Origin of the sequence: Microcoleus sp. N9_B4, assembly GCF_036701635.1 — a bacterium.
Classification (GTDB): domain Bacteria; phylum Cyanobacteriota; class Cyanobacteriia; order Cyanobacteriales; family Microcoleaceae; genus Microcoleus.
Genome location: NZ_JAUBRC010000041.1, coordinates 42,306 through 62,097 on the forward strand (window position 1 = coordinate 42,306; position 19,792 = coordinate 62,097).

A 19,792-nucleotide genomic window follows, 5' to 3' on the forward strand; every position below is an offset into this window, starting at 1 on the left:
ACTAATTTAATCTCCCGTCTCACAGCACCTCTTTCAGGAGACTTTGGCAGAATTTGGGAGAATTTCTGGCGAGGGCGGGCGATCGACAAAAAAAACCCGGCCAAAATTGGTCGGGAGTTAATTAATCAGGGTGCATCTACTAATTTAATCTCCCGCCTTACAGCACCTTTTTCAGGACAGTTTGGCAGAATTTTGGAGAAGGTGTGGCGAGGGCGTGCGATCGCAAAAAAAAACCCGGCCAAAATTGGTCGGGAGTTAATTAATCAGGGTGCATCTACTAATTTAGCCTCCCGCCTCACAGCACCTCTTTCAGGACACTTTGGCAGAATTTTGGAGAAGGTGTGGCGAGGGCGTGCGATCGCAAAAAAAAACCCGGCCAAAATTGGTCGGGAGTTAATTAATCAGGGTGCATCTACCAATTAAGCTTCCTGAGAATTCGAGCGCAATCCGGACACTTACCACTAAAAACTCACAACTCTTTTCGGTGAACCAGAGTTGCACTAGCTTGGTCTGTCGGAACTAGCAAGACTTCGCTAATATTGACGTGGGGCGATCGCGTCGCGCAAAAATACACGACATCGGCTACATCGTCCGCAGTCAGCGGTGTCAATCCTTGATAGACATTTTTTGCTTTTTCTGAATCGCCGTGAAACCGGACATTGCTAAATTCTGTTTCCACCAAACCAGGCTCTATTTCCGTCACCCGCACCGGCGTTCCCAAAAGGTCTTGTTTCAACCCTTCGGAAATAGCTCTCACTGCTGCTTTGGAAGCGCAATAAACATTACCTTTCGGATAAGCTTGGCGGCCTGCTATTGAGCCGATATTCACTACGTGGCCCCGTTCTCGGCTTACCATTCCAGGCACGATCGCGCGAGTCATGTAAAGCAAGCCTTTAACATTGGTATCAATCATTTCTTCCCAATCTTGAAAGTTGCCTTCGTGCAGTTTGTCTAAACCACGACTCAATCCCGCATTGTTAATCAGAATATCGATGTTTTTCCAGGCATCGGGAAGCGCAGCTATCGCCGATTCTACTTGCGGGCGAGATCGCACGTCCAATTCTAGCAAATAAATCTCGTTCGCCGACGCGATCAATTTTGTTTCTACAAGTTCCTTTGCTAGTAGATCGAGTTTTTCAAGGCGGCGGGCTGCTAAAATTAGTTTGGCTCCACCTTTGGCGAATATCTTGGCACAGGCTGCTCCGATACCGCTACTCGCACCTGTAATGAAAACAATTTGGTTTTGGATAGAAATCATTTTTTGTCAGTTGACTGTTGGCTGTTAACTGTTGACTGTTGTCATTGGTTATTTGTTAGTTTTGTTATTTGTTAGTTGTTATTTGCTATAGCCTTTATCGCTATAGTGAGCGATGTTTAATTCCTTTAATGAGATTTTTTTATCTTCAAATATGTACCTCGTGTGACTAATAACCGCTACACCAATCACCAATCACCCATTACCCATTACCCATGCCCCATGCCCCATGCCCCATGCCCATAACACCTATTTTATTACTTGACAACCCGCAATCGCACACTAACTGTTGCAATTCCACCTTGTCGCATCAAAACTGCGGAAACCCACCGATTTTCTGGCGTAGCCGGAGCTTTACCTACTTTAAAAATTCCCCCGGAATTTAGCAACTCCAGCTCGACTTCTGAGGGATTAAAAAAGGTTTTTTCGGTAATGGGTTCCTCCAAAACAGTCCCTATTAAAATATCATCGCCGATGGGCTCTTTAACAATGGCATCAAAATGGTACTCTTCGCCCACCTTAACTTGATCCGGAAAATTCACTTGAATTGTGGGAGGATTATTGCCAGAACTAAGCTGAGTTTGTTCTGCTAAAATCTCTTGACTAACTATTTTTTCACCTTCAAAGCGCTGCTGAGAACGGATGGTAGCTTTGAGAGTGAATTCTCTGCCATCCTTTTTTTGAGTGCCGGCAATTGTAGTTATGGTTTCTGCGAGAATCGCGCTACCTTCGGTTTTCCAAGATTTGATCTCGGTGCGGTAATTTAAACTCGGATATCTCTCCCAGAGTTGGGTGAGGGCTTTTGCCATGCTTTGGCTGTTTAAGCCATCAGAATGAGTGAAATTCGGGCTGTAAAATGCCATGACTGCTTTGACATCGCGTCGGTTGGCTGCTGCGTCAATTTCTGTTAGCACTTTTGTGAGTGGGGCAGGCGCGTTTGCAGGGGTTTGGGCGATCGTTTGGGGAGTCGCCGCGATCGCACCGATCGCTCTTGCCGCACCTTGATGCAGCACGCCAGCACTTACCACTGTTAAACATAACAACATTTGAGCGATCGACTGCCCGCAGTTAAAGCCAAAAACGATCGCCCGTTGGCGCAGCCCTCGAAGAGGATCGGCTTTTTCTTCCCGACGGCTGGAAAAATACTGAGATACACTTGGCACTAAATTCAAAAAATTACGCATTAGGTGATAATTTGGTTATCTGTCAGGAGTCGTGGCCCAGGCAACTGTTCGCCTGCAACGAAAACTGACAACGGAAGGACGGACACGGCACAATCTAATTTTAGATTGCTGATTGAATATTGGCTGAAACTGCCGGAATAATAAGCATAATAATCTAAAACCTCCAATATAAAATCGCTCGACCTGTGGAAGTTATAAAAGAAACAAATACCTTGACAAAAGCCCCCCTCCGGTTGTTGGTTGCAGCTAGTGGCACTGGTGGACATTTATTTCCTGCGATCGCCACCGCTGGGCAGTTGAACGACTGTCAGATCGAATGGCTGGGAGTCCCAGACCGCATGGAAACTCAGTTAGTTTCATCCCTTTACCCCCTCCACACGATCGCCGTTGAAGGCTTTCAGCAGGGATTTGGACTCGGTACATTGCGAATTTTGGGCGGACTCGCCGGCTCGATCCTTCAGGTGCGGAAGTTGCTCAAAGCGGGAAATTTTCAGGGAGTTTTTACTACCGGCGGTTACATCGCAGCACCTGCAATTCTAGCGGCTCGTTCTTTGGGTTTGCCGGTGATTCTCCACGAATCTAATGCCATTCCAGGGAAGGTGACGCGCTGGTTTAGTCCTTTGTGTACTGCTGTGGCGATCGGATTTGAAGCAGCAGCCCAGCATTTACCCCGCGCCAAAACGGTGGTTGCTGGTACGCCCGTGCGATCGCAATTTCTGACTCGCCAACCTCTAAATTTGCCAATTCCTGACAGTGTACCTGTAATTTTAGTCATGGGCGGCTCTCAAGGTGCTGTCGCAGTCAATAAGTTAGTGCGCGAGTGTGCTCCGGCTTGGTTTGATGCCGGTGCTTGGGTGGTTCACCTCACCGGAAATAATGACCCGGATGCTGAGAGTTTGAAACACGAGCAATATTTGTCAATGCCATTTTACGACAATGTGGCGAGCTTATTGCAGCGAGCAAATTTAGCAATTAGTCGATCGGGCGCAAGTGCTCTGACAGAATTAGCAGTGACGGGAGTACCTTCTATTTTAATTCCTTTTCCTCACGCCGCTGACGACCACCAAAGATTTAATGCGGAAGTATTTGCTAAAGCCGGCGCCGCCGTGGTATTCCGTCAAAGCGAACTGACAGCAGATGTGTTGCAAAGCAAAGTGTTGTATTTGTTAAGAGATTCCGAATATTTGGCAAAAATGTCTCAAGCAGCTTCTCAATTAGCAGTGAGAGACAGTACAGAACGTTTGGCAAACTTGGTCAGGGAATTGCTGGTGCGGTAGCGAAAATTGGACACCGCCACTAATTTAACGAGTTCTCTTTAATGAGGGTAAAGCGTAAAACCCCTGTCCAACCAGATAACATAAAACACAGCCCCATCCCGATAACCAACCATCGGAGCCTTCCCGCAAAACCGAAAAGCAATAAAATTTACATCATCCTTAAGATGGCTGGGAATAGCTGCTCTAATGGAACTCCGGGCTATCTTCTCGTAGCCCAATCCGTGACGGGGACAAGCATTAATCTCACTCCAGGTAAGCTGATTTAATTTGTAGAGCGTATCTGCAAAAGCAGCCTTTTCATCTTTTGTGCATTGAGAAAGAGAGTAATCTTTATTCATGTATCGCAAAGAAAATAGAGGTGACTCCTGCTCTGGCGGTAAATCAACAATTTCTCTAGGTGAAATCCTTTTCCCTTTTTCTTGGCGTTGATTTGCCTTAAGATGCTTCTTCACAATTGAGTTGAGTCTTGAAGTATTTTTTCAGGGATTGATGAGTAATTTTTCCGCTATTTTGAGCAGCAAGTTTCCAGGGATATTCTTCGTGTGTCATGTTCCTTAACTTCCATGCAGCAAACTGCCCAAACACAGAGTAAACTTCATCAAGCAGGCTCTTAGTTTTTTCGTCGTAAATCGAAAAGTTTATATATTCTGGACATGGAATTGCACCAGTACCATACTTTTTATAGTGACGGTACAAATCAGGAACAACGGGCCCGTGAGTCCATGCTTCTATGGGTTCAGAAAATAGCGGTTCATCGTACAAAGCTAAATGAAAGCCTTGAGCATAGTAAACCAATTTCTGAAGCTTGAGATTAGATATCAGATCGCCAGCATCTTCACTTGCCTGAGCCAAAAAGTATTCGGCTGCATTATAACAACTGAGCATAACTTACTTGGTAGTCATTAAACGGCAAAACTAGAACGAGATTTTTTTGACACTCCCGCGACTCAAGCAGACTATACTTGTCTGGAGACGTTTTCACGGGGAATTGCGAGCCGTGTCACTTTATTTACATTATACTATATTTTCTCAATCTATGCCCTATTCAATTTAACAAAATTAACTACCGATTCTAAGCCTTCCTTTGTCTTCAGGTTAGTAAACACAAAAGGCTTCTCCCCTCGCATTTTTTTAGCGTCCCGTTCCATCACGCCTAAATCTGCTCCCACGAAAGAGGCGAGGTCTATTTTATTAATCACTAATAAATCTGATTTAGTAATTCCTGGCCCGCCTTTGCGCGGAATTTTATCGCCTGCAGCGACATCGATTACGTAAATTGTTAAATCTACTAACTCGGGGCTAAATGTTGCCGCCAAGTTATCGCCACCGCTTTCGACAAATACTAAATCTAAATCAGTGAATTTTTGTTCTAACTCTTCTATCGCTACTAAGTTAATGGAAGCATCTTCGCGGATGGCTGTGTGGGGACAGCCTCCCGTTTCTACGCCCAAAATTCGATCGCTCTCCAAAGCTTGACTCCGAACCAAAAACTGGGCATCTTCCTGAGTATAGATATCATTAGTAACAACCGCAATTTGGTATTGCTGTCGCAGCGCCTTGCACAAAGCATCCAGTAAAGCTGTTTTCCCCGAACCAACTGGCCCAGCAATTCCTACACGAAAAGCACCCATAGCGATTTTAGATTTTAGATTTTAGATTTTAGATTTTCTGATTTGGGATTTGGGATTGAGGAATTTGGGATTGAAGGATTTTTAACTGCGAAACAACCGAGTGTACTGAGTTTCGTGCGCCATGCTAGCCAGTCCTAATCCCCAACTGCAACTGCCAAGGTCATCATCTTCTAATTTTAAAACTTCTTGCGCCGTACAGCTAATTTGAGACTGCAAATCTAACAGTAACTGTTGACCGGCTGTTTGACCGAGGGGAATCAGTTTCACGCCCGCACTCGCCAAATTGGCAGCCCAACTGTACAAATATCCTAACACGGCGGCTTCCTCTTCAATCTGCCAGTTGGCGGCGGCAATCCCAAAGCCGATCGCAAAATTGCACGGGTTGCCGCCAAATTCCACCAAATCTTTTACACTTGTTGTTAACCCAGAAGCAACGGGCGATTCCCTGCGGGATAGCTTCGCTTCACGCAAATCCAGCAGCAACCTGATCAAAGTCCGCCCCATTTGCCAACTTTGCAAGCGCAATTCTTCTGTTTCCTTAGTAGCAGTCGCCCAAGCATTCCAGTAATTCAAAGCTGTCAAATCCCCTATCTGTGCCGCCCTCAAAGCCCTTACCACCACAGCGGCTTCTACTCGAACAGCCCCGAATTGCAGCGAATTTTCTAACCAATTCCTCAAAGTAATCTCGCTGTCGATCGCACCGGTTTCTACCAGACTTTCGATTCCCTCAGAATAACTATAAGCTCCCACAGGTGCAAAAGCTAACTGCAACAAAGATAAAAGTTGATTGTTCACTGTTGATTGTTCACTGTTGACTGTTGACTGTTGACTGTTGACTGTTCACTGTTGACTTCTTGCTTCTTGAATGGCCGAAAGCAATTTAGTCATAAGCCCTCGGATTCAACGGTGGGAGTAAATCTAAAATCTAAAATCTAAAATCTAATGGCTGTGTCCATAAGCGCCCATTTCCGGCTGAAACGGCACAATTTCCTCTGTTACTTCCAAACCCATTTTTTCGAGCATTCCCTGCAACACAGAGTCGGGAGAAAGCCTTAAATAATTATCGGCAACTTCTAAAGCTACGTGACGGTTGCCTAAATGATAAGCCGCCCGCATCAGTAGCAGCGGACTTGATGCCCGGGCTGTCAGCACCAGTTCAGGTTTTGCACTTACCAGTACCAAACAGCTACCGTCTTCCGACTGCAATAAATCTCGATCGCGCAGTACCGTACCTCTGGGCAAACTCAGGTGCAGCTTTTCCCCCGTCTCTGTCTGGAATCGGTGGCGGCTGCGAGTGCGATCGTCGGCTGTCATCGGTAAAGTAAAGCTGACAACAGCATCGGGATTTGCTGGTAAATGTTTTGTGAATGTTAGCATTTTTCTATTCTATTCCTCAGAGCAATTCACTTTACATCTAGTTTTTGAGGAATATCTTTTTTATAGCCGAAGAAATAAGGAAGACCGAAGTTGTAATCTTCAGCTTCTGTTTCAGCAATTAAAAACTTCTTAATCGTCTTGGCGCTAGCTATATCTCATTCCGATTTACAGCAAGTTGAAAAATATTCATCTCTCTGAACCGCTCCCGTTCTGGCTTCAATACCAAATTTTTTTATTTTGTCAAGCACTTTATCGCAGACGATTGCCCTTTTTTCTAAAATATTTGCATACCGTCTAGTAACTCAAACAATTGAAATCTCCAATAATTCTTGGGGGGAGTAGGGGTTAGGCCTCGTGCCTGCCCTTAACCAGCTTTTATGGAGAAGTCTCATAGAACGGGAGAGGAAGAAAGACTCAAACCCTCAAGCTTATTGATTGCCCGCTTGTTGCAGCCGCAGGAGCTCGGCTTGAATTCGCTGTTTGACTGCCGGATTGGCTTGCTGGAGCAAAGTAAGCTGGTTGAAGCGACTAACTGTCAAACCATTGGTTTCGATAACTTTTTTAGCTTGTTGGCAGTAATTCACTGCGATGCCACGAACACCTCCAGACAACCTATTGATTTCCTGAGTTTCGTTGCAGACTACTCTGGGAACCGAGCCCCCAGCCATTCCTTTAATTTCGTTATAAGCTTCCACCCGTCTGGGTTCTATGGCCAACACAGCACGAGCGTAGCTAGTAATTTCTTCGCTGCTAATTTCTTGAGCTTGGGCTGCTGCTCCAAAAACGAGGTTTGGGGATTGTCCGTACAAACCGGGAACCCATCCACTAGCCAAAGCTGCGGTGGAAATGATGCCTGCAAACAAGGATTGCCGCAGTATCCGGTTTAGGCTTAATTTAGAGGTGTTAAGTGAGGTGTTCATGGTCGTCGGTGATTGCTTGCGTGTAGATAAAAATGACACAGCGCTTGGAGGCTCAATCTTTTTGAATAATGTGGTGGGTAAAAAGTTCCTGCCGTTGGTGACTATTTTGAATTCCAGCAGAAGGGTTGGGGAGTTGCTACGACGATCGACTTTTTAGCAAATTCAATAATTTCATTCATTATAACATCGGTCGGAAGTTGACAAAATTCAAACTTTAGATAGTAATTTTAATTACAGAGCGTTCCCGAATTCCCTCTGGCAATAATTCTCAAAGCGCAAATATTAAATAATTCTAAAAGTTCTTGACAAATTACTCGCCTTAATTAGTCTCATCAAGGTACGGGCTAGCAAAGCTATCTTCCCGCCAGGGTTCGCGTTCCCCGTAGGGGTTCCGGTAGGGTAGGGTAGGGAAGCGCCTGGAAGGCTAGGTCAATCGATTTTAGATTTTAGATTTTAGATTTTAGATTAAAGAATTGAAGCATTGACCCCACGGATCAATTCGGGGGCTCCTTTATCGGATACAGGTTTTTTATTTCTCTACGGATGAATCCGGGGGCTTGTATCCTGGATGCTTTCGGTCAAATTTAGCAGCAATCGCACTCATCAATTGCGGCGATGATTTATTTAATGTTAAGCGGTGGTGCATTTGTCGATCGAGAAAATCCCCCACTGGTTTGGCTGCTGACCAAGCCAAAGCCGGAACAAAAATCATATTTTACTACCCGAAGATAGAGACAGGAACAGGGCACTAGACATTAAAATCTTGTTATCAAAATGCGCGCTATCTGTTTTTGGCAGTCAACGCCCAGGCCTTCGATTCCAGTTCTCGCTTCCTCCAGTTTGGGGCTGTGAAAACTTGTCGGGGAGTTACCCAGAAACCTGGTTTTTCTACGAATTAAAATCGTTACAGCCACCAGCAAGAGCAGACAAACCCGAAAAGCTGGAATTTTTGGGCCTCAGTTTTCTTGTCATCTCGATCGCAGATAGCGAATTTTGGCAAGCATTATCGCAGCAATTTAACAATTATTAATTACCCATTGCCCATGAAAAGTCAAAAAGAAATTTGGCGAGTTATTCTCGCAGTAGCTATCAGTATTGTAGGCGTGCTGCACTTTGCAGTACCCGCACCTTTTATCAGAATTGTGCCGCCCCAGCTTCCTTACCCGGAAGCCTTGGTTTATATCAGCGGTTTTTTCGAGATTTTGGGCGGAATTGGGCTGTTAGTTCCGCCAGTCAGCAGAGCGGCGGCGTGGGGATTAATTGCCTTGTTTATTGCCGTGTTTCCAGCTAATATCAATCAGGCAGTCAACAGCATACCCATAGAAGGGATTCCCGACAACCCATTATTATATTGGTTCAGGCTGCCTTTTCAAGCCGTTTTGATTGCTTGGGCCTGGATTTACACCAAACCAGACGAAGGTAAACCACGGGCTTCTATAATTCCAGATACGACAAAAAATGCCCCATGAAGCCGTTCGACTACCATGCGGATTTTAAGAACATCGACTTTCGACAGCACCCAGAACTTTATTGCGTGGGGAAAGGAGAACAAGGAGTGCTATTGGTGGAGCCCTACAAAGGAGAAATTCTGCCTTTCTGGAGATTTAAGACTCCTGAAATTGCCAGGGAGTCCAGCAGCAAAATTTACTCGTTATTTTTAGAGTATCTCGATCGCGAAGATTTTGTGGGAGCCGACATGGCTCGCAAGTTCTTGCAGATGGGGTATACTCGATCGCGTCGCTACGCCAACCACAAAAGTGGTCGAAAATACCAGCAAAACCCTCAGAAGCTGAAGTCTGTTGCAGAGCAAACCGCAGCTCGAAAAGATATTTTGCCGCTAGAAGTAGATCCGGTGAAAGCAGAATCCGCCGCCATTTTTCACGAAAAATGGATGCTGGCCAAAATCAACGAGAAATATCTCGAGCTTTTAGCCAGACACCGGCAGATGTACGAATCTTATTTAGTCAACGCTGAGGATTGACATACATTAAGAAAAACTCAGAACTTACACTTTAGCCCCGTCGGCAGCAGTGCAGTTGTGCTTGCCTATCGGGGCCGCATCTATTTGCTTGGCCCTACTATTTACTCGTCATCTTCTTCTGTTTGCCACTGTCGCCAAATTTCAAAGGCATTAAAGCCCCTGTATTGCAGGTAATTCAAGACTTTGCCCTTGGTTTTCGGATCGGCTTTACCCCAAGTATCGATCTTGTATTTCCGCATGACTTTGGCTTTTAATTCGGCCAGTTTTTCTGCTTCGGAGTCCTGATTTTCGGCAATTTCTTCTTCCCAGACTTGCTCGAACAAATCGTTGGTAATTCCTTTTTGCAGGCACTTGCGCTTGATGGCAGACTTCCCGTATTTGCCTGCTGCAGAGGCGATCGAGTTTGCCACCAAGCGAGTGTCGGACTGATAGCCGCGGTCTTGAATTTGCGCGATCGCCTCCAATATTTCCTCATTGCCAAAACCTTTCTCTTGCCCCTTTTTGCGAAGTTCAGAGGCACTGTAGTCTTTGCGGGACAAGAGAAAATAGAAATAGTCAAGACAGCTCATCAGTTAAATCGAAGGGTGGCGCGCAAATACTCGTGTAGCGAATGCCAAATTCAGTCGCCTTGCTATCGGCTGACTGCATCGCGTGAAGCGAAGCTATCCCGCAGGGAATCGCCTTTATTCTTCTGTATCCTCCTCTTCATCATCCAATTCCACATCCGGTCTGTCCACATCGATCTGAATCAAGCGAATGTGCTTGTATCCGAGCTTAATTTCAAACTCGTCTCCCGGCTTTAATCCCATTTCTTGGGTATAATTTGCCCCGATCACGATCGAACCATTCTTGTGAACGCTAGCTCGATAACTCGCTTCTCGCCCGCGTCCGTCTGCTTTCGACTTCTCTAGCTCAATGCCCTTAGCAGCTAACACTGCATCGTAAAACTCAGCCAGATTAATCCGGGTTTCTCCACTTTTGCTGACAGTGAAGTAGCCGCAAAGCTTCGCAAGTTCTCTGCGTGGCAAATCACTGCCTTTGATTTTTTGAAGCAGACCTTTTCCTGTTAAGGGTGCTGTAGCTGTTTCTGCCATTGACCGTACCTCGCTTATTGGACTTTACTTATATCAATTACAACACATTAGATTAACTTTGTTTCACTGTCAATACTAAGAATTCTGAATATTAAGATTCTGGAGAAATTTCTGCGGCCTCAAGACCGGGGGTGCAAGTAAGGATGCTCGAAGGGCGATCAATTTGCTGCTTGTGGCCCAAATGCTTGCGTAAGCCTCTCTTGCGATCGCGCGGGGAATTATTGTCGCAAATTAAATGCTTTACTTTTTTACACTAAAGTCTGTTCCCTGCATTCACCAATCCCCGATCGAGTCTGCGGTCAAGGTAAAAACAAGACAGCCATGAATCGAAATACCTAGACCGCGGCCGCTGCAAATCTGCCGCCAGCATTTACCGGCGCGGGGTTAACTTTTACCTCAACAAGACGAGGCAGCACTTGTTCTCGATGTGACTGCCAGCTACTTGTAAATTCTATTTTTCGGGCTGGAAATCCCCTCAAAACCCCAAATCCCAACGAGCAATCTTCTATTAAGGTGTTGGGCATATAACTTGCACAGAACGCAGTCTGGGGAAGACAATCCGGTAAAAATTGAAGGAAATTTCACCTCTTCGTTGAACGAGTTTAAGCTAAAACCAGACTCAATGGGCGCGGCGGCAGAAACATCGGGCAGCCACTAAGAGGGGAATAGTTTTGATCGGGCGAGATTGCTTCGCGACTCTTAACACTTCGCCAGGAATCAGTAGATTTCTAGGGGGAACTCGGGAAAATCTTCCTCCTCCGGCCCCAAGCCAGAGAATTTGAGGTTATTTCCACAGGGGAATTGAAAAAGACCCAGTTAAATGCACAACAGCTTAAATGTTTGATGCACTACAAATTAGCAGCGGTTCCCGGCATGGAGTTTCGATGGAAATGTATTGGTTTCGACTCGTGGCCTGTAAACTGCCATAGTCTCAAAATTTATGCACCAACTGGAGGGGCGCGTCAAACTCACAGCCGCTTCCATAATTAATTATTGTGAAATATAGCAAGCGCGCTGACGGTGAGGACGTTCTTAATGGTTGCAACTCTGGCTTTTATTGTCTTGTGCCGAATGACGAATGCTCCTGCTGCCGAATCAGCCCGCTCAAAAACGCATACAAGCCACCGACTCCTGTCGTGGAGAGATCAAAATTTTATAGTTTTGTTCCAGTTTCCAGATTTATCTGTGGAGTAAATCTACAATCTCAAATCCTTCGACTCAGGGTTCAAGCCGAAGTCTAAAATCTCAAATCGACTGACGAATTCTATATTAAGCAGTCCCGGACTTACTTTCTCGACGAGAAACCCGGTTTCTTCCTCGATGCTGGGTTGCGCTGCTCCTTATTTTCGGTAAAAACCGGCTTGATGAACGTAAGTCCGAGATTCGATCGAGCAGTATACTTGCGATCACTTTGCCAGCGGCAGCCGATCGCGAATGGCCAGCAAAAACCCCACCCAGTTTGGAGCCAGGCCAAGAGGGTCTAAATTCAGCATGGCAGTGGGCGATCGCTGTTAGTGGCGTTGTTGCAGGTAATTTTGCGACAGGGGAGTCCGTACCGCCGGCAGTAACTTTTCTGGTTTCGTGCCTCGCTGGTTCGAGTACCGCCACCCAAAAAAGCCAGCACTCAAAGCAAGGGGCAACAAGCAAAGCATCAGGGCCACAGATTTTTTCAACCCCGGTTTTTTTAACGATTTTTGAGTCGGTGCAGCGGCGCGAGTTGCTTGGATCACTGAACACTCAGAATTAGGAATAGAGGACGGCGAAGCCGTCGGTGAGTTCGGTGAATTAGTAGCATCGGCTCGATCGTTCTGGTGAACCCAATCCCTGCGATCTTTTAATTGGTCGGGAAAGTATTCCCAGACTTCGCCGTCAGAACTGTCTGAGTCATGCGATCGATTGGCTGGGATTGGGGGATATTGGGCGATCGCCGAAACCGAAGACGGGGCCTTCCATTCTGTACCCGCGAGCACCGGTTGCGTTCCCGGCGCGATTATGTGCACCATAGAACCTGATGTCGCACTGTGGGCTGGCGCGCCGGTCAAATAGCCGTCAAAGTCCGGGTGCTGGTAGAGAATGGGCAAAGCCCAGTATAGCTGGTGAGAACCGTAGGCAGAAATTAGCCCAGCTCTGGCCCGGCTCAGGCTGAGATCGACTGGATAGCCTTGATTGAGGTTGCGGTAAAACAACCGCGTCAGAGTTAGGGCTACATCGTCGGGGATGCTTTCTGCCATTGCTAGCACTGCCGGAATGCCCCGCTTCACGAGAGCTTCGGTTAAGTTCCGTTCCGGGCTGTCGTCCGCGAGGTCTGAGGGGTCGCCGTAGGCGCCGCGGCAGGAGTTGAACACGGCCATCTGAATACCGTTATTAACGAGCAGTCCAGCTAAGTCGTCGCCACTGAGGGTTTCGGTTAAGCCGGTGCGGCTGCTGACTAGGTAGAGTTCGCCACCTCTGGAACCTAAGTTGCTGTGGCCTGCGTAGTGTAGGACTTGGTAGTGTCCTTGTTCTAGGGCTTGGGTAAGTTGTTCTCGATCGGGCTGTTCGAGAATAGTCAGTTGAATTTCCGGGGAATGGGGGCTGTTTTTGAGAGGATTAGCGGTGCGGTTTTGGAGTTCTTGTTGCAGGTGGAGCACTTCTCGCTTGAGCTGCAAGCTGTCTCGATCGCTCGGAGAGGCGATCGCCATTAAAATTTTTAGTGGCCCGCCACTAGGCAGTATCCGGGTTTGTTTGAACAAACTTGTACCTGGTTGGTAGCGAGAAAACACGACATCGGTGCCGGTTGCCAAAGGGCGATCGCCGGCGTGCAGAACTTCCCACGGCAGCCGTGGCAAGCGTCGGCCTTTGAGTCCGAGTCGCAGTTGCAGCACTTCTCGGCGGTGCTGGGCAATGCCTTGAGCGCAAGTCCAGCTATCGCGCAAGTTTCCTTGAAACAGCCCGCTGTATAATTGTTGCCCCAGGGCTACTAAATTCGGCGCTGAGTTGTTTCCCGAACGGGAGAGGCCGCGACCAGCAAAACTGTTTCCCTGTACTGCTTTTCCCTGGAGCAAGCCCACCAGCGGGTCGTTCATCAGTTGGGCAGACAGTGCAAGCCATTCGTCGATCGGCCAGCGGACTTGTTGTTCGGCTAAGGGTACACCGGGTGCAACCCTTTCTGTCCGCACTAGATATTCGTCGTCCCCAACAGGGGTGACTGAGAGTTGAAATTCCTGGCTCACGGATTTAGCGCCCTCCCGCCTTAATTCTGAATTTGCCTGCGTTTTTGTGGCTAGCAATAGCACTCGGCAACATATTTTTTACTCTTTTAATCAAAGTTTCTGAATGCGCTTCCCCCGATCGGGCGATCGCTGGCGTCATATATATTTGTTCAAACACTTTGAGGATATAAAAGTTGTACTTTAATAACAGTTTATTAGTTTTGATTGCCCTGTGGCTCGGTGAAAGCCGAATTTTCTCCAATCTTGCTATCTTTAACATTTTGCACCTCTACCGCAGACCCCTTTAGATTTGTCGTGAACTTGAGTTTCTCATTGCTGAGTAAAGTTAAATTGGAGGCACTTTACCAGGCGGATCTCTCGTTCTTATTAAAATTACTTCGGCTGTCGCCAACCGGTTTCAGGGCAATATCGCAGGCAAAGTTGAGTATTTTTTTTTTTTTTGCGATCGGTCGATCGGTCTTTACCGCTTATCCTCTACCACCAACCCCCCATGGGTAATCTTGATTTTGTGTCAATTAATTAATTGGTCAGCCCTGGATTCTCATCCGTAAGCCCTCCGCCCTCATCCTTAAGACCTCAGTGGCGATCGGTAATCGATAGTTGACCATCGATAATTGCTAACAAATTATTGCTAATTTACCCCTTTCATGGTATATAAAACTTTTAATTTAACTCTCTTAATCTAGTTAAAGTTAAGCAGCAAAAATAAACGTAAGCAGCCAAGAACTCTCAACAATACAAAGGCAATCAAATTATTCCGGTACTCTCAAGCAACCATCATTTTTGGCATCTAGAGGATGAAGCCTCATCAGACCGGTTTCTCGGAGAATTATTGGATTTTGTAGGGAAACCTCTACAAAACAATAGGGTTTCGCAGCCTCGCCGTCGGTCGTTCCCGCTCAAAATGCCGATCGAGCTTGCAACTATCACCAAAAACGAATTCTTCGCTTCTACTGTTTTTTAATAAATTTTGCAATCAGTCTTAAGATAGATATCTTTTGGCAGAACTCTTAGTATTGATCCGAAAAAAAACTTTTTTTCAGTTCGCGACTTTTCCTCGAATCGATAGAAAATTGTGCAATTAAAAATTAGAACAAATATTTGCCCGGGCGAATTATCTAAATTTCTAATTACTCATCGGGAACTAAAATTAGAAGCGTGCAGTCCTTTAGTCAAGAGATTCAAATCCTAAGTCAGGGAAGGATTTGTCAAAGCTGGGAGTGTTACAAAACTTCAATACATCCAGCCGAGATCGGAAAAAAAGCAAGGGTAAAATTTGGGGGATACAGGTTTTGGGTAGTTATTTGGGAGTTGTCAGTTGGGAGTTTAAATTCAGCTAATCCACTGTAGAAATTACGTAGAAAATCTACAATCAGCCGCCCTTCGGCGCAGCTTACTGTAGAAAATACCGAGAACATCTTAAATGCTCGGAGCTTCGGCGCAGCACTTACAGTGTAGGTTGCGGATCTATTAATTTTGATACGCAATTGCAGAATATAAAACTCGCAAAAGAGCGGAAAAAACCTTGCGGTTTAAGTGGCATCCATAATAGTAAAGATGAGGAAACCAGCTCCTCTAGCAGGCGCAAGCATGAAGTTAAAAAAAATCTTCTGCCGCTCCTGTTTGCTGATAAATTGATTCTAAGAAGCTTACCTTTTTTTGGGAAATATCAACGATGGAACCAGAAATGTTGTTAGAAGAAGGACCGGGAACACTTTTTCCCGCTCAAGATGAAACACAAAATCCTGTCGGGGATTTAGGCAACAACAGCTCTGCAATTTCCGATGAGGATTTAGCCGAGTTAATTCAGATAGCGCTCACCGAAAACACTGACGGCCTTAAGGACAAATTTCCAGATCCGTCTAGCGGCGTACTGGAAGAAGCTGCTCCTGATGACAGCCAAATTGCGGAATCTAACGGTGTACTAGAAGAAGGTGTGGGCGACATAGATGACTTAGATGATGGCAGTGGCATCGATCGCCGCCGAACCCTCGTCGGTACCGATGGCGATGACTTAATGGTCGCCACCGGCGAGCAGGATGAGATATACGGCAAAAAAGGCAAGGACAAAATCAAAGGAAACCGTGGCAAAAAAAATAAAATCTACGGCGGCAAAGATGACGACGATTGCGAGGGCGGCGATGACGACGATGAAGTAAGGGGCGATCTGGGCAACGATACCGTCATGGGCGGCAAAGGCAACGACACCCTTAACGGCGGTAAAGACAACGATACCGTCATGGGCGGCAGCGGCAACGACATCTGCGAAGGCGATGACGGCGATGACTGGGCCCACGGCAACGAAGGAGATGATGACGTTGACGGCGGCGCCGGCAACGATACCGTCTATGGCGGCAAAGGCGACGACGATTGTGAGGGCGGCGAAGGCAATGATGCCGTCAGGGGCGACACAGGCAAGGACAACGTTAGCGGCGGCACAGGCAACGATACCCTTAACGGCGGAAAAGATAACGATACCGTTAGCGGCGGTGTAGGCAGCGACAACTGTGCAGGTGACGACGGCGACGACAGCGTTAGCGGTGGCATCGGCGACGATACCGTGATCGGCGGTGCCGGCAGCGACAACTGTGCAGGTGACGACGGCGACGACAGCGTTAGCGGTGGCATCGGCGACGATACCGTGATCGGCGGTGCCGGCAGCGACAACTGTGCAGGTGACGACGGCGACGACAGCGTTAGCGGCGGCATCGGCGACGATACCGTGATCGGCGGTGGCGGCAGCGACGTTTGCAGTGGCGACGACGGCGACGACAGCGTTAGTGGTGGTGACGGCGACGATACCGTAATGGGCGGTGGCGGCGACGATACCCTCGTGACTGGCAACGGCAATGACATGGCCGACGGCGGCGAGGGCGACGACAGCGTGATGGGCGGCGGCGACGGCGACGATACGCTGATGGGCGGCGACGGCAACGATACGCTGATGGGCGGTAGTGGCAACCATACCTGTGTCGGCGGTGCTGGAGATGACGTTTATGGCATGAGTAACAGTACCTCTGGGGCAAGTGCAGTCATCACTGACTACGAAGACGGCAAAGACAAGTTTCTGCTGTTTGCCGACTTGAACTTTAGCAGCTTGACCTTTATACAAGTCGGTGGCAATACCGAAATTCGGGTCAATAACTTCGCGCTGGCGCTATTGTTGAATGTCAACGCAACGCTGATCGATGCTGGCGACTTTTTAGGAGTTAGTGGTTCAACTCCAACTCCAACTCCAACTCCAACTCCAACTCCGAACCCGATTTTTAACCCTCCGCGAGTGGAAACTAATAATAGCTTGACTGCTGGTTCCAGTGGCAGCGAGCAAACTATTACTTCTGAGTTGTTGAGTTTTGTCGATGCCCAGCAAGGTCCTAGCAACATAGTCTTCAAGCTAACCGAGCTACCCGCTGCTACAACCGGGCAACTATTCTTTAAGGGAGTCGCCGTAACACAAGTCGGTTTTACCTTCTCTCAAGCAGACATTAACGCAGGCTTGTTAACTTTCAAAGCGGCAACCGGTTTTATCGGTGCGGCTAGTTTTGCTTTTGAAGTTAGCAACGGCAAAAACGTTCTCACCGGCCAGCGTTTTAGCTTGAAAGTCGAGCAAAATGTCTTTAAGTTTGCTGGCAATACAGAAGCTCAAGTTATTGTCGGTTCTGCGACGCTGGATAACGACATCGAAGGCGGCGATGGTGACGATGACATTACAGCCGGCAAAGGCAAGGACAAAATCATCGGTGGCAAAGGCAAGGACAAAATTAAAGGTGGCGATGGCGATAACGATATCGACAGCGGCGATGACGATGACGATATCGAAGTCGGTAAAGGCAACAACAAAATCATCAGCGGCAAAGGCAAGGACAAAATTAAAGTCGGCGATGGCGATAACGATATCGACAGTGGCGATGACGATGACGATATCGAAGTCGGTAAAGGCAAAAACAAAATAAAAGGAGGCTTGGGCAACGATAAAATTAAAGGCGGCGATGATGATGACGAGATCGAAGGTGGCCTAGGAACCAATACTCTCAGTGGGGGTGCTGGAAAGGATCGCTTTATTTACCAGACTTCCCGCCAAGAGATTCAAACAGTTGCAGAAGCTGACTTAATTACTGACTTTAATGTCGATGACGATGTTTTAGAGCTTTCTACAGCAGCTTTTGCTAATCTCAGTGTTTCTAGCTTGACCCGACTGGAGATTACTGCTAGTTCTGCTGTTGGGTCGATCGGCAGCGCTAACTTGCTCGATTTCAGCCTGGATATCACTGTTACCAGCATCGCGTCTTTGCAAGCGCGGTTTGCAGCTTTGGGTGGCAACCCAGACGCGCCTACTTTCTGTCAGTTTATAGATGCCGAAACCGGCCGTGCTGTACTGGTATTTGCTGTTGGGGCGCGCTTTGAAATTGTGACCAGTTTCTCAGTCAACATTCGCCTGCAAGTCAGTAACTTTGTCTTCACCGGCACCCCACTAAATGTTCCTGTCGGTACTGCTGGTGCTGACAATGTGAATTTCGGCACTTATCCGGCTGCAGTTAATTTCGATGGTTTAGCAGGCGATGACAACATTGTCGGCAGCAATTTTAACGATAGCCTCAAGGGCGGCGACGGCAACGATACTATCACCGGCGGCCTTGGTTTGGATGTCATAAGCGGTGGCAGTGGTGCGGATCTGTTTGTTTACAGGACAACTAAAGAAGGCGGCGATAAAATTTCCGACTTTACTGTTGGGGTAGACAAATTCCAGTTTACCGCGAGCGAATTCGGCAATTTGACTACGACTAACTTTGACGGTGTTAGCGGGGTTTCTCCTGACATTACTGGCAAAGAGTTAGTGATTTTCACAGGTGGCAGTTATGCCTCTTTGGAAGCTGCACAAGCTAAAGCCCTGGGCAATTCTACAACTGCTGGTTTCTTCGCATTTACGAATGCGTCGAACGAGACTGTGTTGTATTTTGACTCGAACGGTACGACAGCGGGCGGTTCTACCTTGATTGCGAATCTGGGTACTGCTGCTAGCAATCTGGGAACGGCGGACTTTGTATTTACAGGTACGATCGCATCTCCTGATAGTGGTACTACTACCAACTCAGGCAGCATTGTTGATTTAACTGCTGCTGGTAACACTTACCCAACCGACTTTAACAATTTCGGTTCTGGTGCTGGCGGTTACAACTTCACCACTCCTGTCTTGTTTACCGGAGATGCGAGTGCTAACAGCGTCACTGGTACTGAGTTTGCTGACATCTTCAGCGGCGGCAGCGGTGCAGATGTTCTGACGGGAGGTTCTGGTGCGGATCTGTTTGTTTACAAAGCAGCAGGCGAAGGCGGTGATACGATTACTGACTTTACTGTTGGGGTAGACAAATTCCAGTTTACCGCGAGCGAATTCGGCAATTTGACTACGACTAACTTTGACGGTGTTAGCGGTTCAAATCCTGACATTACTGGCAAAGAGTTAGTGATTTTCACAGGCGGCAGTTATGCCTCTTTGGAAGCTGCACAAGCTACAGCCTTGGGCAATTCTACAACTGCTGGTTTCTTCGCATTTACGAATGCGTCGAACGAGACGGTGTTGTATTTTGACTCGAACGGTACGACAGCGGGCGGTTCTACCTTGATTGCGAATCTGGGTACTGCTGCTAGCAATCTGGGAACGGCGGACTTTGTATTTACAGGTACGATCGCATCTTCTGGTACTACTACCAACTCAGGTAGCGTTGTTGATTTAACTGCTGCTGGTAACACTTACCCAACCGACTTTAACAATTTCGGTTCTGGTGTTGGCGGTTACAACTTCACCACTCCTGTCTTGTTTACCGGAGATGCGAGTGCTAACAGCGTCACTGGTACTGAGTTTG

At 47.2% G+C, this 19,792-nt stretch carries 19 protein-coding genes; 5 read left to right on the forward strand and 14 right to left on the reverse strand.

Annotated elements, in window-relative coordinates; genetic code table 11:
- Nucleotides 1-423: hypothetical protein (locus QUA43_RS23535; RefSeq protein ID WP_333376900.1), on the forward strand; the 423-nt coding region annotated here is incomplete at its 5' end.
- Nucleotides 424-469: 46 nt separating this feature from the next.
- On the opposite strand, the gene QUA43_RS23540 is transcribed toward QUA43_RS23535, so the two are convergent.
- A complete protein-coding gene (locus QUA43_RS23540) occupies nt 470-1,258 on the reverse strand; it encodes an SDR family oxidoreductase (RefSeq protein ID WP_333376902.1) in 789 nt (262 codons plus the stop codon).
- A 254-nt stretch (nt 1,259-1,512) separates the two neighbouring features.
- Entirely contained in the window at nt 1,513-2,439 is a 927-nt protein-coding gene (locus tag QUA43_RS23545) for a nuclear transport factor 2 family protein (RefSeq protein ID WP_333376903.1), read from the reverse strand.
- Nucleotides 2,440-2,651: 212 nt separating this feature from the next.
- Between QUA43_RS23545 and murG the strand changes: the two genes are divergently transcribed.
- On the forward strand, nt 2,652-3,716 hold the full coding sequence (gene murG, locus QUA43_RS23550; RefSeq protein WP_333376905.1) for an undecaprenyldiphospho-muramoylpentapeptide beta-N-acetylglucosaminyltransferase: 1,065 nt from the start codon (nt 2,652-2,654) through the stop codon (nt 3,714-3,716).
- A gap of 38 nt (nt 3,717-3,754) precedes the next feature.
- On the opposite strand, the gene QUA43_RS23555 is transcribed toward murG, so the two are convergent.
- The 7 genes from QUA43_RS23555 to QUA43_RS23585 form a co-directional block, all read right to left on the reverse strand.
- The gene (locus QUA43_RS23555; protein ID WP_333376906.1) at nt 3,755-4,168 is read right to left on the reverse strand and encodes a hypothetical protein; all 414 of its coding nucleotides are present in this window, start codon (nt 4,166-4,168) and stop codon (nt 3,755-3,757) included.
- Nucleotides 4,152-4,601, reverse strand: coding sequence for a type II toxin-antitoxin system antitoxin SocA domain-containing protein (locus QUA43_RS23560; RefSeq protein ID WP_333376908.1), 450 nt, complete (start codon nt 4,599-4,601; stop codon nt 4,152-4,154). Before QUA43_RS23560 ends, QUA43_RS23555 begins: the two co-directional genes overlap by 17 nt.
- 149 nt (nt 4,602-4,750) lie before the next feature.
- Nucleotides 4,751-5,347 (reverse strand): urease accessory protein UreG, encoded by a 597-nt coding sequence (ureG, locus tag QUA43_RS23565; protein ID WP_333376910.1) that lies wholly within the window; start codon nt 5,345-5,347, stop codon nt 4,751-4,753.
- A gap of 81 nt (nt 5,348-5,428) precedes the next feature.
- Entirely contained in the window at nt 5,429-6,142 is a 714-nt protein-coding gene (locus QUA43_RS23570) for an urease accessory protein UreF (protein WP_333376912.1), read from the reverse strand.
- Between the two features lie 144 nt (nt 6,143-6,286).
- Nucleotides 6,287-6,724, reverse strand: a complete 438-nt coding sequence (ureE, locus tag QUA43_RS23575) for an urease accessory protein UreE (protein ID WP_333376914.1) — start codon at nt 6,722-6,724, stop codon at nt 6,287-6,289.
- A 428-nt stretch (nt 6,725-7,152) separates the two neighbouring features.
- Nucleotides 7,153-7,644: a DUF4168 domain-containing protein gene (locus tag QUA43_RS23580; protein ID WP_333376915.1), complete on the reverse strand. Its 492-nt coding sequence runs from the start codon at nt 7,642-7,644 to the stop codon at nt 7,153-7,155.
- Nucleotides 7,645-8,173: 529 nt separating this feature from the next.
- Nucleotides 8,174-8,356: a hypothetical protein gene (locus QUA43_RS23585; RefSeq protein ID WP_333376917.1), complete on the reverse strand. Its 183-nt coding sequence runs from the start codon at nt 8,354-8,356 to the stop codon at nt 8,174-8,176.
- 331 nt (nt 8,357-8,687) lie between these two features.
- Between QUA43_RS23585 and QUA43_RS23590 the strand changes: the two genes are divergently transcribed.
- Both QUA43_RS23590 and QUA43_RS23595 read left to right on the forward strand, forming a co-directional pair.
- Entirely contained in the window at nt 8,688-9,113 is a 426-nt protein-coding gene (locus tag QUA43_RS23590; RefSeq protein WP_333376919.1) for a DoxX family protein, read from the forward strand.
- Nucleotides 9,110-9,625, forward strand: coding sequence for a DUF4385 domain-containing protein (locus QUA43_RS23595; protein ID WP_333376921.1), 516 nt, complete (start codon nt 9,110-9,112; stop codon nt 9,623-9,625). The genes QUA43_RS23590 and QUA43_RS23595 overlap by 4 nt, the downstream gene beginning before the upstream one ends.
- A 101-nt stretch (nt 9,626-9,726) precedes the next feature.
- On the opposite strand, the gene QUA43_RS23600 is transcribed toward QUA43_RS23595, so the two are convergent.
- From QUA43_RS23600 to QUA43_RS23620, 5 genes are all read right to left on the reverse strand, one after another.
- On the reverse strand, nt 9,727-10,194 hold the full coding sequence (locus tag QUA43_RS23600) for a regulatory protein RecX (protein ID WP_006634375.1): 468 nt from the start codon (nt 10,192-10,194) through the stop codon (nt 9,727-9,729).
- A 114-nt stretch (nt 10,195-10,308) separates the two neighbouring features.
- On the reverse strand, nt 10,309-10,719 hold the full coding sequence (locus QUA43_RS23605; RefSeq protein ID WP_015177612.1) for an AbrB family transcriptional regulator: 411 nt from the start codon (nt 10,717-10,719) through the stop codon (nt 10,309-10,311).
- A 335-nt stretch (nt 10,720-11,054) separates the two neighbouring features.
- A complete protein-coding gene (locus QUA43_RS23610; protein WP_333376923.1) occupies nt 11,055-11,243 on the reverse strand; it encodes a hypothetical protein in 189 nt (62 codons plus the stop codon).
- Nucleotides 11,244-12,230: 987 nt separating this feature from the next.
- Nucleotides 12,231-13,931 carry a CHAT domain-containing protein gene (locus QUA43_RS23615; protein ID WP_333376925.1) on the reverse strand — a complete coding sequence of 567 codons (1,701 nt, stop codon included), beginning with the start codon at nt 13,929-13,931 and terminating at the stop codon, nt 12,231-12,233.
- 4 nt (nt 13,932-13,935) lie between these two features.
- A complete protein-coding gene (locus QUA43_RS23620) occupies nt 13,936-14,190 on the reverse strand; it encodes a hypothetical protein (protein WP_333047282.1) in 255 nt (84 codons plus the stop codon).
- Nucleotides 14,191-15,606: 1,416 nt separating this feature from the next.
- Here QUA43_RS23620 and QUA43_RS23625 point away from each other — a divergent pair.
- A partial coding sequence (locus QUA43_RS23625) for a cadherin-like domain-containing protein (RefSeq protein ID WP_333376927.1) occupies nt 15,607-19,792 on the forward strand: 4,186 nt, incomplete at its 3' end.